Origin of the sequence: Tateyamaria sp. syn59 (genome assembly GCF_007995245.1) — a bacterium.
In the GTDB taxonomy this organism is placed as follows: Bacteria; Pseudomonadota; Alphaproteobacteria; order Rhodobacterales; family Rhodobacteraceae; genus Tateyamaria.
Window position 1 is genome coordinate 143,692 of record NZ_VCBA01000004.1, and the last position, 26,378, is coordinate 170,069.

A 26,378-nucleotide genomic window follows, 5' to 3' on the forward strand; every position below is an offset into this window, starting at 1 on the left:
GCGGTCCGAAAGCGCACAGGTGCCCGCAAGCGCATGTTCCGGGTTGCGGGTGGCCGTCCATCCGACGCACGGTGACGCCATGCTGTGCACCGATATAAAGACGCAATTCGGGGACCTCACCCTGACAGAAGATCGCGGCGCTATCGTGCGCATGACTTGGGGTGTGTCGGGTCGTGCGGATCGGTCCGACGTGTTGGATACGGCAGTGGACCAGGTGCGCGCCTATGATGCGGGAGAGCTTGAGGTCTTTGACCTGCCGCTTGAGGTGCGCGGGTCGCAGTTCCAGCGCGATGTCTGTGCTGCCATGTCCGAAATCCCGTTTGGGCAGACCATCACTTACGGCGATATTGCCAAGCGCTTGGGCGTGCCTGCGCAGGCGGTAGGTCAGGCCTGTGGCGGCAATCCCATTCCGATCATCATTCCGTGTCACCGCGTCATGGGGGCCAAGGGGTTGACCGGGTTTTCTGGCGAAGGCGGGGTTGAGACCAAGGTTGCGCTTTTGCGCCATGAGGGTGGTTTTCTGATTTGAGCGTGGCGGAAACCGGCGCGGTTTCCGGTTCGTTTTCCGGCGCGGAAAACGGGCGCTGCGGGTGGCCGGACACTGCCTCAGTGTCCGGGCCGTTTTCCGCGTCGGAAAACGGTTCAACGTTGTGGGAAGAGCTGCTGGGCGATACCCGCGAAGAGAAGATAGAGCGACGTGATCACCAGCCCCCAATGCGCCCAGCTTTCAGGGTGGAAATCGACCCATGCCGCCCAGCCTGCAAAGAACGTCCACGCAAGCGCCATGGGCAGGCTGAACCACCGCCAGCGTTCTGTGCGCACGGGGTGGATGAATTTGACGGGCAGGAACATGCCCACCGCGAGGACCGTGACCAGCGCCAGTGAAGCCCAGAACGTCGGCTCCAGCGCGAAGATCACCAGCACCACCATGTTCCAGCAGCCGGGGAAGCCGGAAAAGGAGTTGTCCTTGGTCTTCATCCGCGTGTCGGCGAAATACATCGCACTGGCGAAGGTGATCAGGATGATCGCGACCCAGCCTGTCCAGCCCGCCATGAGGCCCGAGGCGAAGAGCGCGAAGGCCGGTATGAAGACGTAAGTCAGGTAGTCGATGATCAGATCCAGAAGCACGCCGTCGAATTCGGGGGCGTTTGTCTTGACGTCATATTTGCGCGCCAGTGGTCCGTCGATCCCGTCGACGAAGAAGGCCACGACGAGCCAGAGGAACATCAGGTCCCATTCAGCCTCGACCGCGGCCAGCATGGCCAGCATGGCAAAGACCGCACCGGTGGCGGTGAGAAGGTGAACGCCGAGCGCGCGCATTTGCAAAGTCATTCGGGTCTCATGGTCGATTGCGGGACAGGTTTCAAGACGGACGCGACGTGTCAGGCCTTGGGGTGGGCCTTGGCGTAGACCTCCATCAGCCGGACGGTGTCGACGGCGGTGTAGGCCTGGGTCGTGGACAGCGAGGCGTGGCCGAGGAGTTCCTGGATGGCCCGCAGGTCGCCGCCCGCGTTCAGGAGGTGCGTGGCAAAGCTGTGCCGCATGGCGTGGGGCGTGGCACTGGCGGGCAGGCCCAGTTGCATCCGTGCGTTGGCCATCACCTTTTGGATCGCTCGGGGCGCGAGGGGGCCGCCGCGGATGGCGCGAAAGAGCGGGCCGTCGGCGGGCAGGTCGTAGGGGCAGGCGTTCATATAGGTATCGACCGCGTCGCGGGCGGCGTCGATGACCGGGACGATCCGTTCCTTGCCGCCCTTGCCGGTGATCCGAAGCACTTGGGGCAGCGGCGCTTGTCCGGCGGTGAGCGATAGTGCTTCGGAGATGCGCAGGCCACAGCCCCAGAGCAATGTGAGCACGGCGGTGTCGCGCAGGCCGACCCAGGGTTTGTCGGATTGCAGCGGGGTGATGTCGAGGAGTTCGCGGGCCGCACTTTCGTCAAGCGGGCGCGGCAGCTTCTTTGTGAACTTCGGGGCGCGAGTGCTGAGGACCGCCGTAGGTTCGAACCCTTCACGGTTGGCGAGCCACTTGTAGAACGCCTTGACCGCTGACAGCTTGCGCGCCAGCGAGCGGGCACTGACGCCCCCTGCCCGCGTGCGGGCCATCCACGACCGCATATCGCGTGTGTCGATGCGAGCCAGAGCGCCAAGCCCCTGTGTCTGGCCCGAATGTTCGGTCATGAAGGATAGGAACTCGGTGATGTCGCGGCCATAGGCGGTGATCGTGTTGTCCGCTGCCCCCTTGATCGCGCGCTCGTGCGCCAGGAAGTGTTCCAGCGCGTCGCGGGCGGCGGGGGAAATGAGGCTCATCCCAGCCAGCGCCGCATAGCGCGTTCGAAGACACCTGTGAAGAACGACAGCAGGTCAGTGCCCTGTTGCGGGCCGAACATGTGCGGGTCTTCGGCGCCCATGACCAGAAGGCCCGGCAGGCGACCGTCGCCAAAGTCGAGTTTCAGGCACGCCTCGGATCGGATCCATGTCGCGGTGTCGCCGTAAACTTCGGGGTCGGCGTCCTGCAGCTGGCGCAATGTCACTTGCCGCACATTGCCGCCGCGTCCGTCGGTCAGGTAGTCGTCGATAAAGCCGGGTTCGGCCACGCTGAGCACATCGCCGAGCCGCTGCAAGGCGGGGTCTTTGTCGTTCTGGACCGACTCGAGCACCAGCTTGACGGCATCGACGCGCAGGATTTCGGCGACTTCGCCGCCAAGGTCGCGCAGAAACGCCTCGAACTCGGTCGGGTCGAGCATGCGGAGGATGGCGCGGTGGATCTGGTTGGTGCCCGCAAGGTTTTCGTAGGCTGCGGCGATGACGGAGCGGTGCGTGTCCTCCAGCCGATCAAGCCGCGCCTCAAGCCGTTCCATGGCGAGGCCGCGCAGGTCCACGATGTTGCCGCCCATGGCCCGTTCATTGGCGGCGATGAGCGCGTGCATCAGATCCTTGTCGTCGAGAATGACATCGGGTCGCGAGATGATCGCCGCGCGCAGGGCGTCATCAATCTTGGGCTGGCTGCTCATACCGTACCTGTTCTTGATCTTGGGCGGTGTCATAACACAGCCGATTCGTGAAATCTGCACCGAACTTGGAATAATTGTCCGGATGGTGGCGTGTTGTTGCCACGGCGCACGAAAGTGACGCCACGACCGGGGAAGCGGGTCTGCAACTTCCCCGTGATTGGGCTGCCCCGCCCTGACATATCCCGTTCATGAACACCGCACCCGAAGCCACTGCTCACGGACCGGCCCCTCGCATTTTCCCGCTGGGACCGGATGCGCTTCGTGTGATGCTGAGACGGGCCGGAAAGCCCTGAATTACAGGATTTTCTGTCCCGTCTTGGCCCAGTCTTTCAGGAAGGCATCAAGGCCCTTGTCCGTCAGCGGGTGCCCGGCGAGTTTCTTGATCACATCGGGCGGCGAGGTGATGACGTCGGCGCCGATCTTGGCGCAGTCCTGAATGTGGTTCACCGACCGGATCGAAGCGGCGAGGATTTCCGTCTCGAACCCGTAATTGTCGTAGATGGTGCGGATGTCCTCGATCAGTTCCAGACCGTCGATGTGCATGTCATCGAGACGTCCGATAAAGGGCGATATGAAGGATGCACCCGCCTTGGCTGCGAGCAGCGCCTGGTTGGCGGAGAAACAGAGCGTGACGTTGACCATCTTGCCCTCGCCCGACAGCACCTTGCAGGCCTTAAGCCCGTCCCAGGTCAGCGGCAGCTTGACGGTGATGTTCTCGGCAATCTCGGCCAGTTTGCGGCCTTCGGCGATCATGTCGTCGGCTTCGAGCGCGACCACTTCGGCGCTGACGGGGCCGTCGACCAGATCACAGATTTCCTTGGTCACTTCGAGGATGTCGCGCCCGGATTTCAGGATCAGCGACGGGTTTGTGGTGACGCCGTCGACCATGCCAAGGTCATTGAGTTCAGCGATGGCGTCAATCTCGGCTGAGTCTACGAAGAATTTCATGTGCGGCCTCTCTTGATGGCTTGGCGTTTGCTTGAGCAGCGTTTACCTCATGGCGGGTGAAGACTGAACCCCTCATACGTTGGCGCTAACATGATACCCTCGTTTTATGACGAAGGGACGCTGGTGGCGGTGCTGACGACGCAGCCGCTGGACCGGGCGCTGGACTACAAGGCGCCCGAGGGTGGATGTCACTTGGGGGCCTTTGTCGAGGTGCCGCTGGGCCCGCGCAAGGTGCTGGGCGTGGTCTGGGGGCCGGGCAAAGGGGATTATGACTACGCCAAGGTGCGGTCGATGCTGCGGGTGCTGGATGCCGCGCCGATGCGCGACGAGATGCGGGCGTTTTTGGAGAAGGCCGCAGCTTATACGCTGACGCCGATGCCTGCAATGCTGCGGCTGGCCACGCGCGCGCCGGGGCTGGGTGATCCGCCGTCGATGCGGAAGGTGTACCGCCGTGGCCGGGATGAACCTGATCGCATGACCGATGCGCGGCGACGTGTGCTGGATTTTCTAAGTGAATACGGTGAGTTGTCGTTCACGCTTAAGGAACTGGCTGAACTGTCGGGCGTGACATCATCGGTCATCAAGGGATTGGTGAAACAGGGGGCCGTGGCTGAGGAAGACAGCCCGCGCGATTTGCCCTTTCCGCCGATGGACCCGTCGCGTCCGGGTAAAGAGCTGACCGACGATCAGGCGCGTGCGGCGGGGCACATTGCGCAGGCTGTGCGGTCGGGCGCATATGGCACGACCCTGCTGCGCGGTGTGACCGGGTCGGGAAAGACAGAGGTGTATCTGGAAGCGGTGGCGGCTTGCCTGAAGGTCGGGCGGCAAGCGCTTGTTCTGCTGCCTGAAATCGCGCTGACGGCGGAGTTTCTGAAGCGGGTTGAAGAGCGGTTTGGTGCCCGACCTGCCGAGTGGCATTCCGGGGCCACTATGACGGAGCGGCGGCGCATCTGGAAAATGGTCGGCCAAGGTCAGGCGCAGCTTGTGATCGGGGCGCGGTCGGCGCTGTTTCTGCCCTATCAGAGACTCGGCCTGATCGTGGTCGATGAGGAACACGACACGTCCTACAAGCAAGAAGATGGCGTGCTGTACAACGCGCGCGACATGGCGGTGTTGCGCGCATCCATGCTGGGGGCGCAGGTGGTGCTGGCCTCGGCCACCCCGTCGTTGGAGAGCTGGGCCAATGCGGAAAGCGGGAAGTACAAGCGGCTCGACCTGGAGGCGCGGTTTGGTCCTGCCGTGATGCCGACCATGCGCACCATCGACATGCGGGCGGAGAAGCTGCCATCGAACCGCTGGGTGTCGGAGGAGTTGAAGCGCGCGGTCGAGGCGCGGCTGGAGGCGGGCGAGCAGGCGATGCTGTTTTTGAACCGCCGTGGCTATGCTCCGATCACCCTGTGTCGCGCTTGCGGGCATCAGGTGGGCTGTGATCAATGCGATGCGCGCATGGTCGAGCACCGGTTCCTGAAGCGGTTGATGTGCCATCAGTGTGGTGAGACGAAGCCGATGCCGACGGTCTGTCCTGCTTGCGAAGCGGAGGACCGGATGGCCCCCGTCGGCCCCGGTGTGGAACGGTTGGGCGAGGAGGCGGTGGAGCTGTTTCCCGACGCCCGCGTGGCGGTGCTGAGTTCGGATATGTATGGCTCGGCTCGTGCGCTGAAGGCGGAGATCGAGCAGATTGCCGAAGGTGGAGCTGACGTGATCATCGGCACGCAGCTCGTGGCGAAGGGGCACAATTTTCCGAACCTGACCCTCGTTGGCGTCATCGACGCCGACCTCGGGTTGCAGGGATCGGACCTGCGCGCAGCAGAGCGGACATTTCAGTTGATGCGGCAGGTTGCGGGCCGTGCGGGCCGGGCAGAGAAGCCGGGCACGGCGATGTTGCAGACCTACCAGCCGGAGCATCCGGTGATCCGCGCGATTCTGGCGGGGGACGAGGAAGGGTTTTGGCGGGCCGAGGCGGCACAGCGCGAAGCCGCAGGTGTGCCGCCCTATGGCCGGATGGCGGGCATCATCCTGAGCGGGCCGGATGTAGCGCAGGTGTTTGATGCAGCCAACGCGTTAGCGCGGAATGCGGGCGCACTACAGCGGGTGGGCGCGCAGGTCTTTGGCCCGGCCCCTGCCCCGATTGCCCGCATTCGGGGTCGCCATCGCGTGCGGCTGTTGGTGAAGGCGGGCAAGGGTGTGGCGCTGCAGGGCGCCATTGCGCAATGGGTCGGTCAATTGCGGTTGAAGGGCGATCTGCGTCTGGCCGTGGATATTGATCCGCAGAGTTTTTACTGATCTAGCGGCCGGCTTGCGCCGACGACATAGTTTAGGGGGCGCTGCCCCCGGTGCTAAAGCGCCTCCCCGTCGTATTTTCAGTCAGAAGAAACAGGCAGGCCAAGGCGAACTGGGCCACGGGCTGTCAAAGCATTGACCGGGTTGCCCTTTTGCGTGATCGCGATGTTGCCGTCGTCGGCCAGCGTTTGTGCAACACGGCGCACGTCCGGCATCAGCAGACGCCACTCCTGGGTGAGCACGCGCGCCACTTCGGAGGGGCAAATGGTTTTGCCCGCCCTGCGTGCGTGAACTGCGTCTAGGATCGCTAGCCTGATCTGCGCATCATCCGCCATACAGCGCCATGTAAGGCGGAGGTGTCCTCCGCCTACCCCAGCGCATTATTACAGCGCCCGCAGACGCCCGGATGGGCGTGCAGGCCCACGTCGGGCAGCACCTTCCAACAGCGGGTGCATTTTGTGCCTTCTGCCTTTTCGAAGACAACGCCGACGCCTGCGACTTCCGGCATACGGAATGCTTCCGTCGGGGCCGGGTCTGTTGTCACGCTGATCTGCGACGTGATGCAGATGTCGGCAAAGGGCAGCTTTTGCAGGCTGGCCGCAAGGTCCGCGTCTTCGACATGGACCACAGGGGCAGCTTCGAGTGAGGCGCCGATCACCTTGTCGGTGCGCTGGATTTCGAGCGCCGCCGTCACCGCGCGCCGGGCGCTGCGAATGCCCGCCCATTTCGCGGCCAGTGCATCGTCGCGCCACGCCTGCGGTGTCTCCGGGATGTCCGTCAGGTGAACCGAGCTGTCGTCACCGGGGTAACGCTCCAACCAGACTTCCTCCATCGTAAAGACGAGGATCGGGGCGAGCCACGTCGTCAGCCGGTGGTAGAGCAGGTCCAGCACGGTGCGCGCCGACCGCCGTTCCAGCGTGTCGCCATCGCAGTAGAGCGCGTCCTTGCGGATGTCGAAGTAGAAGGCCGAGAGGTCGACAGTCGCGAAGGTGAAGACCGCCGAGAACACGCGCTGGAAGTCGAACTTCTGGTAGCCCTCGCGCACGACCGTATCCAGTTCGGACAGGCGGTGCAGCACCCAGCGTTCGAGTTCCGGCATGTCCGCCGGGTCGGTGCGATCCGCCTCGATAAAGTCCGAAAGAGAGCCCAGCATAAACCGCATCGTGTTGCGCAGCCGGCGGTAGCTGTCGGCGACGCCTTTGAGGATCTCCGGCCCGATCCGCTGATCGGCGGTGTAGTCGGTCTGCGCCACCCAGAGCCGCAGGATGTCGGCGCCATATTGCTTGACGACCTCCTCGGGCACGATCGTGTTCCCGATGGATTTGGACATCTTGAGGCCCTTTTCATCGAGCGTCATGCCGTGGGTGACCACGTTGCGATAGGGCGCGCGGCCCGTGGTGCCGACCGATTGCAGGAGCGAGGAGTGGAACCAGCCGCGGTGCTGGTCGGTGCCCTCCATGTAGACATCGGCCACACCGTCATCCGTGCCATCTTCGCGGTCTCGCAAAACAAAGGCGTGGGTTGAGCCGGAGTCGAACCAGACGTCAAGGATGTCAGTGACTTGTTCGTACTCATCTGGGTTCACGAGGTTACCAAGGAAACGCTCCTTGGCGCCGTCGGCATACCAGGCATCGGCGCCCTCAGCCTCAAATGCCTCGACTATGCGTGCGTTGACCTCCGGGTTGCGCAGCAGGAAGTCTTCGTCCGTCGGCAGCGCCCCCTTCTTCGTAAAGCAGGTGAGCGGCACGCCCCAGGCACGTTGGCGTGACAGAACCCAGTCGGGGCGCGCCTCCATCATCGAATGCAGGCGGTTGCGGCCAGAACGCGGCACCCAGTTCACGTTGTCGATCTCGGTCAGCGCGCGTTCACGGATGGTGGTGCCGTGCGTGTCCTGCCCATCGCCCACAGGCTTGTCGATGGCGGCAAACCATTGCGGCGTGTTGCGGTAAATCACGGGCGCCTTGGACCGCCAAGAGTGAGGGTAGCTGTGCTTGATCTTGCCGCGCGCCAGCAGCCCGCCCACCTCGGCCAGCTTTTCGATGACGGCGGCGTTGGCGTTGCCCTCTTTCCCATTGGGTTTCAGGATCGCCTTGCCGCCAAAGAACGGCAGGTCATCGCGGAAGCGCCCATCAGGGTTCACGTTGTAGGTGATGACCTGTTCGAGCATCCCAAGCTCGCGGTATAGGTCATATTCCTCCATCCCGTGGGACGGGGCGCAGTGGACAAACCCCGTGCCCTCGGTGTCGGTCACGAAATCGGCGGCGCGGAAGTCGCGGATGTCGTCCCATTCGCCGTTGGCGTCTTCGGCACCCTTGAGCGGGTGGGTGAGCGTCATGTTCGAAAGCTGCGCAGGCGTGACGTCCCGCAGACGGCGATACATGGTGTCGTCCAGCCGCGCGCGGCCCAGCACGTCGGCTGCCAGGTTATCCGCCAGGATGTAGCGGTCGCCAATACGCGCCCAGCATTCTTCGGGCCGCCCGGTAACTTCGTATAGGCCATAGGAGATGTCCGGCCCAAACACGACCGCCTTGTTCGACGGCATGGTCCAGGGCGTGGTCGTCCAGATGACCACGTAAGCGCCTTCAAAGTCGGCCGCGGCCTTCTGTCCGGCCTCAAAAATGGCCGTGGCTTCGCCGCCCCCCATCTCTTCACCGGCCAGCGCAAGGTCTGGCACCTGATACTCAGCGACCCGGAACTTCACCCAGATGGTGAAGCTGTCCTTGTCGTGGTACTCGACCTCCGCCTCGGCCAGCGCAGTCTGTTCGACCGGCGACCACATCACGGGCTTCGAGCCCTGATAGAGCGTGCCGTTCATGAGGAATTTCATGAACTCTCCGGCGATCACACGCTCGGCATGGAAATCCATGGTCAGGTAGGGCTGATCCCAGTTGCCGGTGATCCCCAGACGCTTGAACTCCTCGCGCTGGATATCAACCCATCCGGCGGCAAAGTCCCGGCACTCGGCGCGGAACTCGTTGATCGGCACCTGGTCCTTGTCCCGACCCTTCTTGCGGTACTGTTCCTCGATCTTCCACTCGATGGGCAGCCCGTGGCAGTCCCAACCGGGGATGTAGCGCGCGTCGCGGCCCATCATCTGGTGCGAGCGGACGATCATGTCCTTGATCGTCTTGTTCAGGGCGTGACCGATATGCAGGTGACCGTTGGCGTAAGGAGGACCGTCATGGAGGGTAAAAGGCTCCCTTCCCTCCTTCTCCCGCAACCGGTCATAAACCCCGATGCGCGCCCAGCGCTCCAGCCATCCGGGCTCGCGCTTGGGCAGGCCGGCGCGCATGGGAAAGTCGGTCTTGGGCAGATTCAGGGTGTCTTTGTAGTCGGGCGTGTCGGCACACATGGCTCGTGTCCTCGGAAAATCAGTCAGTTGGGGTATAGCGGTTCGGTGCGATGGCTCAAGCACCTATGATCCCGGCGGCTCGTCGATCAGGTCAGAGCGCCGGGGATGTAATTCGCTGAATGAGGCCGGTGTGCATCATGCGCGCCTTATAGGCAGGGGGCGGCACGGTCACAAGTCCCCCTTCCCTGTTTCAAAAAATCCCGGAGCGCGAGGCAGCGCCTCGCACATCGCGACCACCGGACGTGGACGCAAAACATCACGTGCGCGCATCTGCGCGCTCAATCAGGCAGGTGCCGCATCTGCGCCCAGCGGTTGAGCCAAGCAAGCCCGGCCAGCGACAGGCCCAGCACCACCAGCGACAGCACGCGCACCAACCCATCCAAACCCGAGATGTCGATCAGGAACACCTTGGCCACGGCCAGCCCGATCACCGCGAGCCCCGCGCGGCGCAGGCCCGTCGCATTGCGCGCCAGCGACTGGTAGAACAGGACCGCACCCGTCAGCAGGATGGCCACGGTATAGCTGTAAAGCTCGGGCTGCAGGAACCCTTTGCTCAGCTCCATCGCGTCCGGGCCCTGCCAGATGTGCCGAATGGCCGCAAAGGACCAGTAGACCGTCAGGGCCACCGCCACGCCGCCAAAGCCCCAGCGCAACACCGGCTGCCGCATGCGCCATGCCGCAAAGCCCAAGAGAAGCGCGGGCAGCAGATAGGCCGGGATCAGCGTGTTCAGCACCGGCGGACCAGCCACGTCGTCGCCCCAGCTGCTCAGAAGCGGCGAAAACAGCGTGAGACCAAGGGCGAGCGCCCCAAATCCGATCAGGCCGAAGAGCGCAGCGAGGAGGCCGCGCACCCAGACAAACACACCGCCCAGACCCTCGATCCGCAAGAGTTGCACGAGCATAAGCCCCAGCCAGATCACGGCAAAGAGGCCCATAGCCCAATGCGTGTCCGTGTTGCTGCCCGGCAGAAGGTCGTCGAGGAAGCGGATCAACAAGAGCGACACAGTCATCCCGGCCGTCGACCACGCCGCGGTGTCAAGCATGATCCGCGCCGTCATACGCTCCAACCCGCGCAAGAGGACCAGGGCGGCCACGAAAGCACCCAGTGAGCCCGCATAGGCCAACAGCATCTCCCACAGGGGCGCATCAAGCGCCCAGTCAAGCCCCGGATCGCCGACGAGCCGCACACCGACAGCGGCCACGCCAATCGCAATGAACACCTGCATGAGCGGCAGCTTGAACTGTCGGTCAAGCCAGACAGCGACCAGCACCGTCACCGCAAGCGCCACGGTCAGAGCCGCGAGCGACAGGATCAGCACCAGCGCGAAACTGATCGACGCCAGCGCCGACAGCACGAACAAAGACGCCCGCACCCGGTCTGGCGCATCGGCCCGCGCAAAGCGCAGGGCAAGGCCGACCATCATAGCAGCAAGCGCAATGGCATGGAGCGCCCATGGGTAGGCCCCAATCGTGAGCGCCGGTTGCCACGTCCCCTCAAGCACGATGGCCATCACCGGCGCGGTCAGTGCCGCTGCAAGCCCCCAGAGCAGACCAACGCCCGGTCGCAGCGCACGCAGCGCCATCGCGCCACTCAGGAGCAGACCAACGGCCCAAAGAACGCTGACCGCTATAGGATAGTCCGCCTCGGGTGTGACGGCGTAGGCATCGGCAAAGGCCGAGATGACCGGCCCCATCTCGATCCCCTCGCGCGCGACCACGGCAAGAACCGCAAACACCGGCAGCAGCGCGATGTCCTGCAACGCGGGTGCCGTGACCGACCAGTAGATGAGGGCGACAGACAGGGCCACGAGACTGATGAGCGCCATCCAGAACGGCTCGGTTCCTGCAGCAGCGCTCCACTGGATCGACGCCGATGCGGCGGGCCATGCGATGGAGGCCGATGCCGCAGCAACCGCGCCCAGTGCGAGCCAGGTTGGAAAGGCGGGCTTTTCGCCCTTGCCGTCCCGCAGAAAGGCATGGACCAGCACGCCCCCGTGATCGGGGCGAAACGACCGCGCCGGGATCAGGATCGACAAGACGGCCAGCACCGCCACATAGGCCTGAAAACCGAGTGACAGATCGACCTCACCGCCCAGAACCGTCAGCCAGCCCATGACCAGCCCCAGCGCGACGCTCAGCACCGACACCCAAGCCCAGCGCCGGATCGTGTCGATGCCCAGACCCACGGCGGTGATTGCGCCGAAATAGACAAACAGCCAGGCAGTGGGCGGCACCGTGCTGCCCACCAGAAGCGGCGCGGTAAAGGCGCCCAAGACGCCCACGGCGGCCAGGAGTGGGCCGTAAAGCCAGCCAAGCCCGACGCCGAGCAAACCGACGGCAGCCATCCCGGCAAAGGCGACCTCGACCCCGATCAGATCGTACAGCAAGCGCGCTGCCGAGACGCCGCCAAACAGCGACACCAGCCCGGCCCCGGAAAAGACCGACGGGATATAGGCGGTCGCGGTGTCGGCCCCGTCGCCATAGCGCCGCCGGATCACCTCGCCCCCGGCGATCAGTGCGCCGCCAAAGCCCAGCGCGGCCAGCACGCGTGCTGTGGGCGGGAAAAGGTCATTTTCGATACCGTATTGAACAAGGAACAAGCCCGCGAGTGCCAGTGACAGAGCCGAGACAGCGTAGAACCAGTTTGCGACCAGCCATGCCCCAAACCGCATAAGCGGCGTTGGTTCTAGTGGTTCCGAGGGCGGTGGAGGTGGTGGTGGCGCGGCGGCGCTCGTTTCCTCTGCCTGTGCCTCGGCCTTCCGCTGCGCAACCACGCGCGCGGCTGCGGTTTCGGCAAGCGGGGGCAGGGGTGGGCGTTCGTTCGCCTTGCCTCGGTCCCATGGGGTCTCGGGCGTATCGTCTTTCGCGGTCTGGGCGGGTTTGGAGGGAGCGGCAGGTGGCGTTGCGCGCGCCGCGGCCAGTCTCTGTTCAAGCTCGGCGATGCGCGTACGCAGGCCCGAGACGGCCACCAGCAGGTAGATTACCGCGACCGGGATGGCGAGAACCACAAGTCCCGCCAGCATCAGCAAACCTTCCATCTGCGCCCTCCCACACCGGTGGTCGCCAGACTAGATCACCGGCGCGTGAGGAAAAAGGCACGGTTTTCCGGACCTTTGCAGATGGCTGTTCAACGCCCATGGGAAGGCGCGATCAGCTGTCGGCGATATGCGCCCAGACCGCCGACATCACGACCGACCCTTCGCCCACAGCACTGGCCACCCGCTTGACCGAGCCCGCGCGCACGTCGCCCACGGCAAAGATGCCGGGGCGCGACGTCTCGTAGCCGCTGACAGCACCCACGTCCGGCCCGGTTTTCACGAACCCTTTGTCATCGAGTTCGACCAGATTGGACAGCCATTTGGTGTTCGGTGCCGCCCCCACCATGACGAACAGCGCTTTGGTGTTCAGGGTCCAGTCCTGGCCGCCGCGCCGGTCGCGGACGGTGATGGCGTCGAGCCGGTGATCGCCGTGCAACTCCTTGACCTCGGTGCAGATGTGGATGGTGATCCGCGGGTGGCTTTCCAGCCGTTGCAGCAGGTAGTCGGACATGGACGACGCAAGACTTTCACCGCGCACCAGCACGTGCACATGTTTGGCACTGCGCGCGAGGAACATCGCCGCCTGCCCGGCCGAGTTACCACCGCCGATCACGGCCACTTCGGTATCTTTGCAATAGCGTGCCTCGACATCTGTGGCGGCATAGTAGACGCCGCTGCCTTCCAACTCTTCCAACCGTTCGAGCGGCAGACGCCGGTACTGCACGCCCGTGGCAACGATCAGCGCCTTGGCCGACACCCAGTCGTCATTGTCGAGCTTGATGTGGAACAGGTGCTTTTCGCATTGCATGAGTTCCGTCGCGCGCACGGGCACGGCAAAGCGTGTGCCGAACTTCATCGCCTGCACCTCGCCCCGCCCTACGAGGTCGCCGCCGGAGATGCCGGTGGGAAAACCCATGTAGTTCTCGATTCTGGACGAGGTGCCCGCCTGCCCGCCGATGGCAAGGTCTTCGAGCACGACAGCGCAGAGCCCCTCGGCACCGGCGTAGACGCCCGCTGCCACACCGGCGGGCCCGCCACCTACGATGGCCACATCATAGACGTCCTCCTTGCGCAGCGCCATGTCGAGGCCGAGCGTCTGCGCCACGCCGCGCGGCGTGGGCGGGTCGATCACTTGGTGCTTGGCAAAGACCACGGCAGGGTGCGCGCGGTTGATACTGCACTGGCTGGCAAGGTCATTGCCTTCGGCGCTATCGATCTCGACCTCCACAAAGGGAATGCGGTTGCGGGAGGCAAAGCTGGCGATGCGGCGCACGTCGCGGTCAACCTCGCCCCCGATCAGGGTAAGTCCTCCTTCGGACAAATCCAGCATGCGGCGGCGGCGCGCGGCGAAGACGGTGATGATGATGTCGGACATCTCGGGCATGTCGGCCATCAGCTTGAACATGTCATCGCGGGTGACGCACAGCATCTGCGTATCCTGCACGGCCCGCCCGCCCATAAAGGCGCGTCCGCCATTGAGGAACGCCAACTCCCCAAAGAACTGTCCGGGCCCGAGCGTCGCATTGCCATAGCGCTTGCCGGTGGATGAGTTCACCGCCTCCGTCTCTCCGGACAGGAGGTAGTGAAAGGTCTCAATCCGTTCGCCTGCGCGCTGGAAGTATTCGCCTGCCTTGACGTCGACGAGGGTGCCCACGCGGCGCATGGCGGCGACGTGTTCATCCGTCAGCGGGGTCCGCACCATTGTTGTCAGGTCTGGGGCAAAGGTTTCCATGGCTCACTCCTGTCCGTTGGTGCTGCGTTGTGTCTGAAATAGGCCACTGAGTGCCTGTTTCACCAGATTGCGCGCCTTGGGGCGCGTGCCAGGGGCAAAGGCAAGCGGGCGGCAAACTTCCATGGCGGCCACGCCCACGCGAGCGGTGAGCGCGCCGTTGACCAGCCCCTCGCCAAATCGGCGCGACAGCTTGCCGAGGATAGAGCCACCCAACACCGGCTCCAACATGTCGTCGCCTACAGCTACGGCACCCGTGGCGACCAGATGCGCCATCACGGCTCGGGTCAGGCGCCAGCTGCCCACGACGCCCCCGCGTCCGCCGTACACTTCGGCGATGCGTCGGATCATGCGCAGGTTGGCTGTGAGCGCGGCCACCACGTCGGCGAGAGCGAGCGGGACGAGTGCGGTGACCGTTGCAACCTGACGGGCGGCGGCCTCGACCTCGCGCTCGGCAGCCTGATCCAGTGGGGCGACCAGTGTGTCTTCAGCCAGCGCAAGCAGGCCCGTGGCGTCCATCTGGTCGCCGCGCAGTTCGGCAAGGCGCGCGCGACCCCATTCGGTTTCGGGCCGCGCGCGATAGAGCGCGTCGAGCCGGTCAGTCACCGCGCGGGCCGCTGCCAGATCGTTCTGTTCAAGTGCTTGCGCTGCATCATGGCGCAGGCCGTCGAGCCGGGTCAGGCGACGCAGTGCGGACAACTCGCGCAGGGCGATGACCAGAAGAGTCAGCACGAAGGCGGCAAGCAAGCCCGTGAACGCCCAACCAAGCAGCGGCGCACGCTCGATCCACGCCATCACGAAATTCCACGCCGCAGCGCTGAGCACGGCAGTCAGGAGAGCGCCCGCCAGCCCCCAGAAAAGCCGCCCGAGCCGTGATGGTTTGGCCGCCGCCACACGCGCGGCCATCTGCATGGCGTCACCGCGTGGTGCCACAGCGGGGCTTACATCCGGCACTGGCGGGGCCTCGGCCACCTTGGGCGCCGGTTCATCTTCGATCTCGATCAGGACGGGGCCTTGGGCCATCACGCGCCCTCCTTGTGCCAGTCATAGCGGATGTCGGGCAGACCTTCGTCATTGCGGCTGCCATCGGTGCGCTCCGCCTCGGCAAAACCGTGGCGCAGGTAGAAGCGTTGCGCGCCTGTGTTGGCCTGAAAGGTCCAGAGGGTGAGGTGATCAGTTGCCGCCTGCATCCGCGACAGCAGCTGCGCGCCAATCCCCTGCCCCTGCGCCGTGTCCGAGACGTAAAGCGCGTGCACATCCGCGCCGTTGCGGGCGCAGAAGGCCTGCACGGCGCCGCCTTGCTCTGCAACCGTCACCCAACCCTTTTCGATCATGTGCCCGGCGAAGGACAGATCCTCGGCCCGCGTATGAATGCGCGGCATCCAGGGCGTGCCGTCAATGAAAGCGGACAGGATCGCACCCACGGCGCCCGCGTCGGTGGGTTGGGCGGGGCGGAGATGGGTCACAGCTTGTCTCCGAACAGGAACTGCGCCGCTCGGTCCAGCCGGATATGCGGCGGGCCGTCGCCGGGGCGCAAGCTTAGGGCTGCGGGGGCAAAGCGCATCACCTCGTAGTCGCCGTTCAGCCAGTCCTGCGCGCCGTTCGCGGCGGGTGACAGGATGTGGGACGGGTCCTCTGGCAACGCACCGGGATAGAAGGCCGCCTGTTTGCCGGTGTCGAGCAGCGTGCCCCGCACCACGTCGAGCGGCGCGCCGTCGTGCTGCACCGTGTCCTCGGTCGTTGCGCGCAGGGCGGCGATGGCGAGCGCCTGAGTATCGGCCCCGGCAAAGCGGGCGCGGTCGCGCGCCTCTCGGGTCAGCGCCTCCATGATGGCGGTGAGGCGGGCATGCTGTACGTGGTGGACATGGTCTGCCTTGGTCGCGGCAAAGAGGATCTTTTCCACGCGTTTGCCGCGGAAAATCTGGCTGAGGAAGGCATTGCGACCGGGGCGGAAGGCCGACAGGATTTCGGACATGGCGGTGCGCATGTCCTCGACCGCGGCGGGGCCGTTGTGGATGGCGCCAAGGGCGTCGACCAGCACGACCTGCCGGTCGATGCGGGCGAAGTGATCGCGAAAGAAGGGGCGAATGACCTGCGCCTTATAGGCCTCGTACCGGCGCGCCATTTCGCGTCGGAGCGAGCGGCGGGGTGCGTCGCCGGGTGGCAGCGGCGCGAAGGTCAGAACAGGCGAGCCCTCAAGATCGCCGGGCAGCAGGAACCGGCCCGGCGTGCAGTCCGAATAGCCCGCTGCGCGGGCGGCGTGCAGGTAGTCTGTGAAGGCAGCGGCCAGAGTCTTCGCCTGCGGCTCATCCAGTTTTTCGGCACCGTCGATGGAGGACAGCGCATTACGGAAGGTCGCCGCGCTGTCGCGGTGTGCGAGGCGGGACAGTGTCGTGGCGGACCAGTCATCGTAGCTTTGATCCAGCAGCCCCAGATCCAGCAGCCATTCGCCTGGGTAGTCGATGATGTCCAGATGCACGGTGCGTGGCCCTTGCAAACCGGCCAGCAACCCGTTCGGCTTGACCTTGAGCGACACGCGCAGCTCGCTGACCGCGCGGGTGCTATCGGGCCAGTGCGGCGGCTGACCGGTGAGCGCGCCGATATGCGCCTCGTAGTCAAAGCGCGGCACGGTATCATCCGGCTGCGGTTGCAGGTAGGCAGCGGCGATGCGCCCTTCGCTTGCTGCCAGCAGGTGCGGCATGCGGCCCTGATCCAGCAGGTTGGCCACCAGTGACGTGATGAAAACCGTCTTGCCCGACCGGGCGAGGCCTGTGACCCCCAGCCGGATGGTCGTGTCGCCAAAGAGGTCCGCCCCGGTGTCGTAGATGCCCTGGGCCACATCCAGCACCCCATCGGCAATTGTCGTCAGAACCACGTAGTTCCCCTTCATTCCTTGGGGCTTATGTAGGGTGCTCAGCCCGGTCCTACCAGTTCGACGTTGTGCGGGTTGAAACTGCGGGAGCCTCCCCTGACGGTGGCCAAGCCACCTGACGGGCAATGGGCTGGGATTCTCTGAAAACAGGGAAGAACGGACGTTAACCGCGCCGTTGCGATGTTGCGATTTTGCAGCTAGGTCGGCGGCCATGCCGCGTTATGCCCTGAAAGTAGAGTATCATGGAGGTCCGTTTGCCGGGTGGCAGCGGCAGGCGGATCAGCCTTCGGTGCAGGGTGCCATCGAGGCAGCCCTTGCTAAGCTGGAGCCACGCGCTCACACCATTGCCGCCGCCGGGCGCACCGATGCGGGCGTGCATGGGCTGGCGCAGGTGGCCCATTGCGACATGGAAAAGGATTGGGATCCTTTTCGGTTGTCCGAGGCGCTGAACCATCATCTGAAGCCTCAGCCGGTGGCGATTGTGGCCTGTGCGCGCGTGACCGATGACTGGCACGCGCGATTTTCAGCGGTTGAGCGGCGATACCTGTTTCGCATCCTGATGCGCCGAGCCCCTGCCACGCATCTCAAGGGGCTGGTTTGGCGTGTGAACAACGCGCTGGACGTGGAAGCCATGCAGGCAGGCGCAGATCACCTGATCGGACGGCATGACTTTACGACCTTCCGGTCGTCGATCTGCCAGGCGGACAGTCCGCTAAAGACGCTGGACAGGCTGGATGTGACGCGCGTGGAGGGTCCGCACGGACCGGAGGTGCAGTTCGACGTGCGCGCGCGGTCGTTCCTGCACAATCAGGTGCGCAGCTTTGTGGGCACTTTGGAGCGTGTGGGTGCTGGTGCGTGGGCGCCAGGCGATGTCAAAGCGGCATTGGAGGCCTGTGATCGGTCGGCATGTGGTCCGGTCTGTCCGCCGGATGGGCTTTATCTGGCGGGCGTCGGCTATCCTGACGATCCGTTTGCAGCGTCAGTCGAGCTCCATCAAGCCCGCGCCAGCGCCACCTGAGCGCGACGCGGCGCTGTCGGGGACATAGGTCTTGGCTGCAAGCTCAGTCATCAGCGCAGCTAATGACGGCTCTAAATGCAGCCGTTCGGGTCGCCCGCGCGTGCTGGGCTCTGTCAGCGACAGGTTGATGCGCAACTTCGCCCCGGCGACCTCCAAATCGGACTTGCAGGGCAGACCGGCGATCCAGCTGACCAACATCGCGCGCGTGCCTGCATCCTCTTCCTTGGCGAGCACGGGTTTGGACGAGATCGACGCCGCCTCAACGATGGTTTCGACCTTGTGAGCCAGCCCCACGATCCGCTCCGGTTCCGACAGCGCGGCTGTCACTGCACCTTGTGGGCCGTCATCTGCCACGTGCCGCGCCAGCATCGCGCCGAAGGCAAGCGCTTGCGCGGGCGGCACCCCGGCACCGCTGGCCGCCTTGACGCCCAGGTTTTGCACTTCGGTCCATGACATGCTCATCGCTCCATCACCGGAAGCCACCAATCATCCATCTCAGGACGCAGTTCGTGTCCCAGTGGCGCGCCCTGGGCCAGCGTGACGCGGGTCCACAGGTCGGACTTGGGATCAAACTTTGTCGCACCAAAGAAGCTGAGCTTGCATCGCAACATATCAATGGGGCGACAGGTCGCAGCAATCAGGTTGTCGCGAATTTCCGCGTATGGGTAGCGGTTGAGCAGCGCCACGCGGGCGATGGCGTGGGCGTGTTCGGGGTGCGCGGCGGTGAACTCCGACACCGGCTGCGGCCTGGTCGGTAGCGCTGCGTAGAGCGGCGCCACGCGCCGCGCGGTGTCGAGAGGCGTTTCAAGCTCCGCCCCCGGTTCGGCAAAGCGATCGCCCAGGCGCGGTTCGAGCTTGGCCGCGCTGACGTACCAGAAGCGGCGGCAGTGATCGGCTGCATCGTAGTCGCAGTCGAGCGCCCAGGCCCAATCTCGGTCTATCGCGGATCTCACGGCATCCGTGTCGGGAAACGGCGTCACAAGCGGACCAAAGGGATCGCCCATATCGGCTGCCAGATCATCGACATCTTCAGGGCAGGCTTCGATCAGGAGGGCTGCCAGGAGCTCTTGCAGAGCGCCTGTCTGCATTTGCCCTGCCTGCCACAGCGCGGCGAATGATGTGGGGGCGTCGAAATTCGGCAGGAAGGCAAGCCAATCCGCCTCAAGTTTGCGCAGAGTTGCATCGTGGTCGGCGGCGGGCACGTGCCAATCGGCGAGGTGGGCGAGTGCGCGGTGCGCAAGTCCCTGCAGGCGTGTGACCTGCGCATCTGTCATCATCGACCGACCGAGTACGCGGGCGAGGGCCGTTTCGCGGGTGTGCATCCAGTTGTGCAGAAGAACCGGATGGTTCACCAGAAACGGCGCCATCCCAAGACCCGTGGCGTTGCCGATGCCAAGGTGACGGGCGAGCGTCGGGGCAAGCGGTGCGCCGCCCACGAATTGCACAAGATCGAGCGTGAAGTGCCGGATCAGATAGACCGTCAGCATCTCGGCTGCAAAAGGGCCTTCGAGGCCCGGCCTGTCGGCGATCAGGTGCCTGTCGGCTATCCCGAACTTGCCGTTTCCGTAAACGGCCGTGGTGCGCATCAAATAGCCGATGTCGCGGATCATGTCCGGGTCGGGTTGGTGGCCGGCCTTCAGGGCGGCAACCGTCGCCTCCCACATGCGCACCGATTTGTTGGCGCGGCTCAGGACCAGATCGCGCGGACCAAAGCGTCCGGCTTCCTGCTTGGGCGCTTGCGCTGCGATCCGGTCGAGGTCGTCCGGGCCGGGGACCCCGTCAAACAGGACAAAGGCCGCGTCCCATGCGGTTGCGATGACGCGATCGCTACGATGATCGGCGGGCAGGTCGTTGGAGATCGCGACCAGAGAGTAGGTGTTACCGCCAAGTGCGATGGAATAGACGGCGCGACCAAAGCCTTCGGGCGACATGTCCCAGACCGGGCGGGTGATGGTCGCATGCTCTGCGCACAGGCGACGGACGAGGACACGTAGAAAGGACAGGCGCGTCGGCATCATCTGTGCCATGCGCGCAAGGCGCAGCACCGTTTCCGGCGGCCGCAGAGGCACGTGAGGGAGCGCGTGGTCCTTCATACAAAGACATTCCGCGCTCAAATCGAATGACGCAAGTGTTTTCCGACGCGGAAAACAGGTGGAAAACGATACGTTTTCCATTTGTGCAGTGTTGCTGCGGCCCGCCGAAAAGCGCGCCGATTTTCGGCCTACATCTTCTGCTGGGTGTATTTCTTCAACTCCGCCCGCGCGACCTGCCGCCGGTGGACTGCGTCCGGCCCATCGGCAAGCCGCAACGTGCGCTGGTGGGTCCAAGCGGTCGCAAGTGGCGTGTCCTGGCTGATCCCCTGCCCGCCATGCATCTGCACCGCTTCGTCAATCACCTTGAGCGAGACACGGGGTGCCACGACCTTGATCTGGCTGATCCATGGGGCGGCGGCCCGCGCGTCGCCCTGATCCATCATCCACGCGGCCTTGAGGCACAAAAGCCGGGCCATCTCGATCTCCATCCGGCATTCCGCGATGATGTCATAATTGGCGCCCAGCTGGGCGAGCGGCTTGCCAAACGCTTCCTTCGACAACGACCGTTTGCACATCAGTTCAAGCGCAGCTTCGGCCTGCCCGATGGCGCGCATGCAGTGGTGAATGCGGCCCGGCCCTAGGCGGCCTTGCGCAATCTCAAACCCGCGCCCCTCGCCCAGCAGGATGTTCTCGGCGGGCACGCGCACATCGGTGAAGCGGATGTGCATGTGCCCGTGCGGCGCGTCGTCGTGGCCGTAGACCAGCATGGGGCGCAGAATTTCAATGCCTTCCGTCCCCGCGGGGACAACGATCATCGACTGGCGCTTGTGCTTGGGCAGGTCATCGCCGCCCGTCTTGACCATGACGATGTAGACCTTGCAGCGCGGGTCCCCTGCGCCGCTGGCCCAGTACTTTTCGCCGTTGAGCACATAGTGATCGCCGTCGCGCACACAGGACATCGAGATGTTTGTGGCATCAGACGAGGCAACATCGGGTTCCGTCATCAGATAGGCGGAACGAATTTTCCCTTCGAGGAGGTGCGCCAGCCAATCCTCTTTCATCTTGTCAGTGCCGTAGCGTTCGAACACTTCCATGTTGCCAGTGTCGGGGGCGGAACAATTGAAGACCTCTGCCCCAAGCGGGGTTTTCCCCATTTCTTCGGCAAAGTGCGCGTATTCAACCGTGCTGAGGCCGAACCCCTTGTCACTGTCGGTCAGCCAGAAATTCCACAGACCGGCGGCCTTGGCCTTGGCCTTGAGGCCTTCGAGGATCTCGGTCTGGCGGTCGGTGTAGGCCCAGCGGTCGCCCTTTGCGACTTCGGCGGCATATTCGTCTTCGAGCGGCATGATCTCGTCCCGGATCATGGTCGCCACCCGGTCCAGCAAATCGCGGTTTTCGGGGCGTAGCGTGAATGACATGTCCATGGGTGATCTCCTCCTGCTGGTCCGCAGCGTGGCGGATCAACCGGGCCGTGTCCACCGGATGAGGCAAATGACGCTAGGGCACGTGGTCAGGCCGCGCGCAACCCGAGGATGGCGCGCGCCTGCGCAGGACTAGCCACCGGACGGTCATGTCTGGCACAAATATCAACCACCCGCGCGACAAGGGCCGCGTTGGAGGGAGCCAGCCTCTGCTTGTCGAGGCGCACGTTGTCCTCAAGCCCTGTGCGTGCATGCCCGCCGGCGGCCACGGCCCATTCATTCAGGACGATCTGGTTTGCGCCAATGCCCGCCGCACACCAGGGTGCGTCGGGAAAAAGCCGCTCCACGGTCTCAATGTAGAAATCGAACACGCGCCGGTCGACCGGCATCGCGTTCTTCACGCCCATGACAAATTGAACGTAGGGCGTGTCCTTGATCTGGCCCTTCTCATGCATCTCAGCCGCGCGAAAGATGTGGCTCAGATCAAATGCCTCGATCTCGGGTTTGACGTCATGGGTGATCATCTCGGCCGCCAGCCAATCCACCAGGTCCGGCGGGTTTTCATAGACGCGGGTGGGAAAATTGTTCGACCCGACCGATAGCGACGCCATGTCGGGCCGCAGCGGCAACATGCCCCCGCGCATCTTTCCCGCCCCGGACCGTCCGCCCGTGGACATCTGCATGATCATGCCCGGGCAGTGTTTTTCCACACCTTCCTTGAGCAAGGCGAACTTTTCAGGGTCTGAGGTTGTCGACCCGTCGTCGTTGCGCACGTGGGCGTGGCAGATGCTGGCACCTGCCTCGAACGCTGCATGTGTGCTTTCGACCTGTTCGGCCAAGGTGATCGGGACCGCCGGGTTGTCCGATTTCTGCGGGACGGACCCGGTGATGGCAACGCAGATGATGCAAGGGGCGGGCATTGCGGTTTCCTGTGACATGTCTTGGTATACGCACCGTCCAGCATAGCGCCCGCCGCGTCCAGTCACGAACGTCCCAATTGCTGCAATGTCGGGGTTTTCCGTATTTGAAAAGAGAAGAAGAACAGGTCCACCTCGCCATCCGGCCCGACCGCCAGGCGGAACGCAGGCGGGATGGCAAGGCTTCTCCTCTTACGGTCATCGGCTCGGCAGCCTGTACCGTGCCGGTAGTCTGCTCGGAGACCGGTTAACACGTGGTTACGCTCTTCAGGATTTAAGGGCGCATTCACCTTAACGAGTGTTAACCTTAAGGCGGCGGTGTCATCGTCGCGCGCGCCTCTGGCTTCTTCTCTTTTCAAATACGGAAAAGAACGACCGTGATCGCAGTGGCGTCGCCTGCATTTTTGCCCGGTCACCAGCGACAAGCGCCAAGTGCTTGCAAAATGTGCAGAAATTACGCTGTTTCTGGCGCCCGGCGCACCAACAAGTTCCGATTCAGACCCGTTCCGGACAGTCCGGTTGCGATACGGATCAGAATATGCACGCTAAGAGACATGGCATCTGACCAGAAGTATTTTGACGAAATGTTCGGCCATGGCACTGACGCACGTGCCCCCTACGCCGATTACTGCAACTGGTTCCACCACGAAGATACGGCTCGATTATTGGCCAAGTCGGAAGAGGCCGAGGCGCTGTTCCGCCTGATCGGCGTGACCTTCAACGTCTATGGCGATCCGGACGCCACCGAACGGTTGATCCCGTTCGACCTTGTCCCCCGCATCATCGCAGCCCGCGAGTGGGCCAAGGTGGCCAAGGGGATCGAACAGCGCGTGCGCGCGCTCAATGCCTTTCTGCACGACATCTACCACCGGCAGGAGATTGTGCGCGCGGGCCGCCTGCCCGCCGAGATGATCGCCCGCAACGACGCCTTTCTGCCCGAAATGATCGGCGTCTCGCCGCCCGGTGACATCTACACCCATATCGTCGGCACAGACCTGGTGCGCACGGGCGACAACGAATTCTTTGTGCTGGAAGACAATGCGCGGACCCCGTCCGGCGTGAGCTACATGCTCGAAAACCGCGAAACCATGCTGCACATGTTTCCGGAGCTTTTCAGCAAGATCAAAGTGCAGTCGGTCAGCCAATACCCCCGGTCCTTACGCAAGTCTCTTGGCGCCTGCGCCCCCGATGCCTGCAGCGGACGCCCGACCATCGCCGTGCTGACACCGGGCATCCACAATTCAGCATATTACGAGCATGCCTTTCTGGCCGATCAGATGAGCGCGGAACTGGTCGAAGGGCACGACCTGCGCGTCGTCGATGGACGTGTCGCGATGCGCACGACCAAAGGGTACAAGCCCATCGACGTGCTTTACCGCCGCGTGGATGACGAATACCTGGACCCGCTGAACTTCAACCCCGACAGCGTGCTGGGCGTGCCGGGCATCATGGACGTCTACCGCGCGGGCGGGATCACAATTGCCAATGCGCCGGGCACCGGCATCGCGGATGACAAGGCGATCTACAGCTACATGCCGGACATCGTGGAGTTTTACACCGGCGAAAAGGCGATCTTGAAAAACGTGCCGACGCACCGCTGCTCGGAACCCGAAGCGCTGAAATACGTTCTCGACAACCTTGCCGATCTGGTGGTCAAGGAAGTGCACGGATCGGGCGGGTACGGCATGCTGGTGGGTCCGGCTGCGTCCAAGAAAGAGATCGAAAAGTTTCGCGCGAAACTTGAGGCCAGCCCCGGCAACTACATCGCGCAGCCGACGCTTGCGCTGTCGACAGTGCCCATCCTGACCGATGCGGGCCTTGCCCCGCGGCATGTCGACCTACGCCCCTTTGTGCTCGTGTCACCCGACCGGATCGACATCACGCCCGGCGGGCTGACCCGCGTTGCCCTGACCGAAGGGTCACTGGTCGTGAACTCATCGCAGGGCGGCGGGACCAAGGACACTTGGGTGCTGGAGGAGTAACATGATGCTGGGCAAGACTGCCGGCGGGCTCTTCTGGATGTTCCGCTACCTTGAACGGGCCGAAAACACTGCACGGATGATCGACGCAGGTCTGCGCATTTCGTTGACGCGGTCGAGCGCTGCGGACAGCGAGTGGACGTCGATCCTGTCGTCGACCGGCCTCGCCTCCGCTTACGAGGCGGCACACGGCGCGCCCGAAGGCTCGAAAGTCATCGACTTTCTGCTGCGCGACCCGAACAATCCCGGCTCGGTCATGGCGGGGATCGAAGCGGCCCGCATGAACGCCCGCGTGGTGCGCACCGCGCTCACCCGCGAGGTGTGGGAGGCCGTGAACGAATGCTACATGGTGCTCAAGCGCCTGCTGGCACGCCCCATCGAAGACCGCGACCTGCCCCGGGTGCTGCAGGTGATCCGGCAACGCAGCGCGTTTGTCCGGGGCGCGCTGCACGGCACCATGGTGCGCAATGACATCTACAATTTCGCCCGGATCGGCACCTTTTATGAACGCGCCGACAACACTGCCCGGATCATCGACCAGAAATACTATATCCTGCTGCCTTCGGTCCGGCTGGTTGGCAGCCCGTCGGACAATGTGCAATGGGACACGATCCTGCGTGCCACGTCGACCACGCGCGCGTACCAGACCCTGCATGATGGCGATGTGGACCCCCGCGCCATTGCGCGTTTCCTGATCCTCGATGGTCGCCTGCCGCGCAGCCTCGCCTTCTGCTACGGCAAGATCAACGACAACCTCGGCTACCTGGAAAAGGAATACGGAACGCGGCACACCTGCCAGTCCCTTGCCGATGCATTGTGTTCAAAATTTCGGTCGCATGACATGAACGCCATATTCGACTACGGCTTGCACGAATTCATCTCCGATTTCCTGCGCGACAGTGCGACGCTGGGCCGTCAAATCGAAATAGACTACCGGTTCATCGAGTAAGCCATGCGCCTGAAAATCCACCACAAGACTCACTACACCTACGATGCCCCTGTGCCTTACGGCCTGCAGCAGATACGCCTGCGCCCCAAGTCGCGACCGGGACAGGTGGTCGAGGATTGGGACATCAATGTGACCGGCGGTGAGGTCGAAGTGTCGTTCGAGGATGAACACGCCAATGCCGTGGACCTGGTCAGCTTTACCCCCGGCCAGTCCGAGATTGAAATCACATGTACGGGCACCGTCGATATCGAGGACCGGGCGGGCATCGTCGGCCCGCAGGGCGGATATGTCCCCCTATGGCTGTTCCGCCGCAGCACACCGCTGACCAAGGCTGGCGTGCGCGTTCGCGCCCTGATCGACGCCGCACCACAGGACGGCGCGGCCGTCGACCGGCTGCATGCCCTGTCGGCCCTTGTGCTGGAGGCGGTGCCCTATTCCACGGACCAGGCGGCCTCTGACCTGTCTGCAGAAGACGTGATGGAGGCCGGGCACGGCGTGTGCCAGGATCACGCCCATGTCTTTATCACGGCAGCCCGCGCGCTGGGTTTCCCGGCGCGCTACGTTTCGGGCTATCTGATGATGAACGACCGTGTGGATCAGGATGCCAGCCACGCCTGGGCGGAGGCCCATATTGAGAACCTGGGTTGGGTCGGGTTCGATATCTCGAACGGCATCTCGCCCGATGCACGCTACGTGCGCGTTGCGACAGCCCTCGACTACCGCGGCGCGGCCCCTATCTCGGGTTTACGTTATGGTAACGCTGCGGAAGATATGTCTGTGATCTTGCAGGTACAGCAGCAATAGCGCAGATTTGCCGTGAGTCGGGCGGGAACAC

22 protein-coding genes are annotated in these 26,378 nt (G+C 64.0%); 6 read left to right on the forward strand and 16 right to left on the reverse strand.

Annotated features, from left to right (window positions below):
- Positions 1 to 79: 79 nt before the first annotated feature.
- A complete protein-coding gene (locus FD715_RS09320; RefSeq protein ID WP_147108588.1) occupies positions 80 to 529 on the forward strand; it encodes a methylated-DNA--[protein]-cysteine S-methyltransferase in 450 nt (149 codons plus the stop codon).
- Positions 530 to 642: 113 nt separating this feature from the next.
- Here the strand turns inward: FD715_RS09320 and FD715_RS09325 are convergent, their stop codons facing one another.
- The 4 genes from FD715_RS09325 to fsa form a co-directional block, all read right to left on the reverse strand.
- Entirely contained in the window at positions 643 to 1,332 is a 690-nt protein-coding gene (locus tag FD715_RS09325; RefSeq protein ID WP_147108592.1) for a phosphatidylcholine/phosphatidylserine synthase, read from the reverse strand.
- A 50-nt stretch (positions 1,333 to 1,382) separates the two neighbouring features.
- Positions 1,383 to 2,303, reverse strand: coding sequence for a tyrosine recombinase XerC (locus FD715_RS09330; RefSeq protein WP_147108595.1), 921 nt, complete (start codon positions 2,301 to 2,303; stop codon positions 1,383 to 1,385).
- Positions 2,300 to 3,007: a DUF484 family protein gene (locus tag FD715_RS09335; protein WP_147109308.1), complete on the reverse strand. Its 708-nt coding sequence runs from the start codon at positions 3,005 to 3,007 to the stop codon at positions 2,300 to 2,302. The genes FD715_RS09330 and FD715_RS09335 overlap by 4 nt, the downstream gene beginning before the upstream one ends.
- 294 nt (positions 3,008 to 3,301) lie before the next feature.
- Complete coding sequence (gene fsa / locus FD715_RS09340; protein ID WP_147108598.1) at positions 3,302 to 3,955, reverse strand: fructose-6-phosphate aldolase; 654 nt, start codon at positions 3,953 to 3,955, stop codon at positions 3,302 to 3,304.
- 90 nt (positions 3,956 to 4,045) lie between these two features.
- Here fsa and FD715_RS09345 point away from each other — a divergent pair, with 90 nt between their 5' ends.
- The gene (locus FD715_RS09345) at positions 4,046 to 6,238 is read left to right on the forward strand and encodes a primosomal protein N' (RefSeq protein ID WP_147108601.1); all 2,193 of its coding nucleotides are present in this window, start codon (positions 4,046 to 4,048) and stop codon (positions 6,236 to 6,238) included.
- Between the two features lie 77 nt (positions 6,239 to 6,315).
- Here the strand turns inward: FD715_RS09345 and FD715_RS09350 are convergent, their stop codons facing one another.
- The 7 genes from FD715_RS09350 to FD715_RS09380 all read right to left on the reverse strand — a co-directional run bounded on the left by FD715_RS09350 (position 6,316) and on the right by FD715_RS09380 (position 17,229).
- A complete protein-coding gene (locus FD715_RS09350) occupies positions 6,316 to 6,570 on the reverse strand; it encodes a DUF3253 domain-containing protein (RefSeq protein WP_147108604.1) in 255 nt (84 codons plus the stop codon).
- Positions 6,571 to 6,602: 32 nt separating this feature from the next.
- Complete coding sequence (ileS, locus tag FD715_RS09355; RefSeq protein WP_147108607.1) at positions 6,603 to 9,587, reverse strand: isoleucine--tRNA ligase; 2,985 nt, start codon at positions 9,585 to 9,587, stop codon at positions 6,603 to 6,605.
- A 278-nt stretch (positions 9,588 to 9,865) separates the two neighbouring features.
- Positions 9,866 to 12,625 (reverse strand): DUF2339 domain-containing protein, encoded by a 2,760-nt coding sequence (locus tag FD715_RS09360; protein ID WP_147108610.1) that lies wholly within the window; start codon positions 12,623 to 12,625, stop codon positions 9,866 to 9,868.
- 112 nt (positions 12,626 to 12,737) lie between these two features.
- Positions 12,738 to 14,357, reverse strand: coding sequence for an FAD-dependent oxidoreductase (locus FD715_RS09365; protein WP_147108613.1), 1,620 nt, complete (start codon positions 14,355 to 14,357; stop codon positions 12,738 to 12,740).
- 3 nt (positions 14,358 to 14,360) lie between these two features.
- Positions 14,361 to 15,377 carry a YcjF family protein gene (locus FD715_RS09370; protein WP_147108617.1) on the reverse strand — a complete coding sequence of 339 codons (1,017 nt, stop codon included), beginning with the start codon at positions 15,375 to 15,377 and terminating at the stop codon, positions 14,361 to 14,363.
- A complete protein-coding gene (locus tag FD715_RS09375) occupies positions 15,377 to 15,820 on the reverse strand; it encodes a GNAT family N-acetyltransferase (RefSeq protein ID WP_147108619.1) in 444 nt (147 codons plus the stop codon). Before FD715_RS09375 ends, FD715_RS09370 begins: the two co-directional genes overlap by 1 nt.
- The gene (locus FD715_RS09380; RefSeq protein ID WP_189799463.1) at positions 15,817 to 17,229 is read right to left on the reverse strand and encodes a YcjX family protein; all 1,413 of its coding nucleotides are present in this window, start codon (positions 17,227 to 17,229) and stop codon (positions 15,817 to 15,819) included. The genes FD715_RS09375 and FD715_RS09380 overlap by 4 nt, the downstream gene beginning before the upstream one ends.
- Before the next feature lie 208 nt (positions 17,230 to 17,437).
- Between FD715_RS09380 and truA the strand changes: the two genes are divergently transcribed.
- Positions 17,438 to 18,244, forward strand: coding sequence for a tRNA pseudouridine(38-40) synthase TruA (gene truA, locus FD715_RS09385; RefSeq protein ID WP_147108626.1), 807 nt, complete (start codon positions 17,438 to 17,440; stop codon positions 18,242 to 18,244).
- Here the strand turns inward: truA and FD715_RS09390 are convergent.
- From FD715_RS09390 to FD715_RS09410, 5 genes are all read right to left on the reverse strand, one after another.
- The gene (locus tag FD715_RS09390; RefSeq protein ID WP_147108628.1) at positions 18,206 to 18,700 is read right to left on the reverse strand and encodes a hypothetical protein; all 495 of its coding nucleotides are present in this window, start codon (positions 18,698 to 18,700) and stop codon (positions 18,206 to 18,208) included. The two genes, truA and FD715_RS09390, sit on opposite strands and share 39 nt — an antisense overlap.
- A 2-nt stretch (positions 18,701 to 18,702) precedes the next feature.
- Positions 18,703 to 20,337, reverse strand: a complete 1,635-nt coding sequence (locus FD715_RS09395) for a hypothetical protein (protein WP_147108631.1) — start codon at positions 20,335 to 20,337, stop codon at positions 18,703 to 18,705.
- A gap of 128 nt (positions 20,338 to 20,465) precedes the next feature.
- Positions 20,466 to 21,701, reverse strand: coding sequence for an acyl-CoA dehydrogenase family protein (locus tag FD715_RS09400; protein ID WP_147108634.1), 1,236 nt, complete (start codon positions 21,699 to 21,701; stop codon positions 20,466 to 20,468).
- A gap of 86 nt (positions 21,702 to 21,787) precedes the next feature.
- Positions 21,788 to 22,618 carry a 3-keto-5-aminohexanoate cleavage protein gene (locus FD715_RS09405; protein WP_147108637.1) on the reverse strand — a complete coding sequence of 277 codons (831 nt, stop codon included), beginning with the start codon at positions 22,616 to 22,618 and terminating at the stop codon, positions 21,788 to 21,790.
- Between the two features lie 62 nt (positions 22,619 to 22,680).
- On the reverse strand, positions 22,681 to 23,040 hold the full coding sequence (locus FD715_RS09410) for a hypothetical protein (protein WP_147108640.1): 360 nt from the start codon (positions 23,038 to 23,040) through the stop codon (positions 22,681 to 22,683).
- Positions 23,041 to 23,169: 129 nt separating this feature from the next.
- On the opposite strand from FD715_RS09410, the gene FD715_RS09415 reads away from it, so the two are divergent.
- From FD715_RS09415 to FD715_RS09425, 3 genes are read left to right on the forward strand one after another with little or no spacing between them, the layout of a single operon-like run.
- Positions 23,170 to 24,597 carry a circularly permuted type 2 ATP-grasp protein gene (locus tag FD715_RS09415; protein WP_147108643.1) on the forward strand — a complete coding sequence of 476 codons (1,428 nt, stop codon included), beginning with the start codon at positions 23,170 to 23,172 and terminating at the stop codon, positions 24,595 to 24,597.
- 1 nt (position 24,598) lies between these two features.
- Positions 24,599 to 25,543, forward strand: coding sequence for an alpha-E domain-containing protein (locus tag FD715_RS09420; protein ID WP_370455375.1), 945 nt, complete (start codon positions 24,599 to 24,601; stop codon positions 25,541 to 25,543).
- 3 nt (positions 25,544 to 25,546) lie between these two features.
- Positions 25,547 to 26,347 (forward strand): transglutaminase family protein, encoded by an 801-nt coding sequence (locus FD715_RS09425; protein ID WP_147108646.1) that lies wholly within the window; start codon positions 25,547 to 25,549, stop codon positions 26,345 to 26,347.
- Positions 26,348 to 26,378: the final 31 nt, after the last annotated feature.

Excerpts from the sequence above, each read along its gene's own strand:
- fsa (WP_147108598.1), bottom strand. The coding sequence starts at position 3,955 with ATGAAATTCTTCGTAGACTCAGCCGAGATTGACGCCATCGCTGAACTC.
- FD715_RS09400 (WP_147108634.1), bottom strand. The coding sequence starts at position 21,701 with ATGGACATGTCATTCACGCTACGCCCCGAAAACCGCGATTTGCTGGAC.
- FD715_RS09415 (WP_147108643.1), top strand. The coding sequence starts at position 23,170 with ATGGCATCTGACCAGAAGTATTTTGACGAAATGTTCGGCCATGGCACT.
- FD715_RS09330 (WP_147108595.1), bottom strand. The coding sequence starts at position 2,303 with ATGAGCCTCATTTCCCCCGCCGCCCGCGACGCGCTGGAACACTTCCTG.
- FD715_RS09335 (WP_147109308.1), bottom strand. The coding sequence starts at position 3,007 with ATGAGCAGCCAGCCCAAGATTGATGACGCCCTGCGCGCGGCGATCATC.
- FD715_RS09365 (WP_147108613.1), bottom strand. The coding sequence starts at position 14,357 with ATGGAAACCTTTGCCCCAGACCTGACAACAATGGTGCGGACCCCGCTG.
- FD715_RS09350 (WP_147108604.1), bottom strand. The coding sequence starts at position 6,570 with ATGGCGGATGATGCGCAGATCAGGCTAGCGATCCTAGACGCAGTTCAC.
- truA (WP_147108626.1), top strand. The coding sequence starts at position 17,438 with ATGCCGCGTTATGCCCTGAAAGTAGAGTATCATGGAGGTCCGTTTGCC.
- FD715_RS09405 (WP_147108637.1), bottom strand. The coding sequence starts at position 22,618 with ATGCCCGCCCCTTGCATCATCTGCGTTGCCATCACCGGGTCCGTCCCG.
- FD715_RS09325 (WP_147108592.1), bottom strand. The coding sequence starts at position 1,332 with ATGACTTTGCAAATGCGCGCGCTCGGCGTTCACCTTCTCACCGCCACC.
- FD715_RS09420 (WP_370455375.1), top strand. The coding sequence starts at position 24,599 with ATGATGCTGGGCAAGACTGCCGGCGGGCTCTTCTGGATGTTCCGCTAC.
- FD715_RS09425 (WP_147108646.1), top strand. The coding sequence starts at position 25,547 with ATGCGCCTGAAAATCCACCACAAGACTCACTACACCTACGATGCCCCT.
- FD715_RS09320 (WP_147108588.1), top strand. The coding sequence starts at position 80 with ATGCTGTGCACCGATATAAAGACGCAATTCGGGGACCTCACCCTGACA.
- FD715_RS09360 (WP_147108610.1), bottom strand. The coding sequence starts at position 12,625 with ATGGAAGGTTTGCTGATGCTGGCGGGACTTGTGGTTCTCGCCATCCCG.
- FD715_RS09390 (WP_147108628.1), bottom strand. The coding sequence starts at position 18,700 with ATGTCATGGACCGAAGTGCAAAACCTGGGCGTCAAGGCGGCCAGCGGT.
- FD715_RS09395 (WP_147108631.1), bottom strand. The coding sequence starts at position 20,337 with ATGAAGGACCACGCGCTCCCTCACGTGCCTCTGCGGCCGCCGGAAACG.
- FD715_RS09370 (WP_147108617.1), bottom strand. The coding sequence starts at position 15,377 with ATGGCCCAAGGCCCCGTCCTGATCGAGATCGAAGATGAACCGGCGCCC.
- FD715_RS09345 (WP_147108601.1), top strand. The coding sequence starts at position 4,046 with ATGATACCCTCGTTTTATGACGAAGGGACGCTGGTGGCGGTGCTGACG.
- ileS (WP_147108607.1), bottom strand. The coding sequence starts at position 9,587 with ATGTGTGCCGACACGCCCGACTACAAAGACACCCTGAATCTGCCCAAG.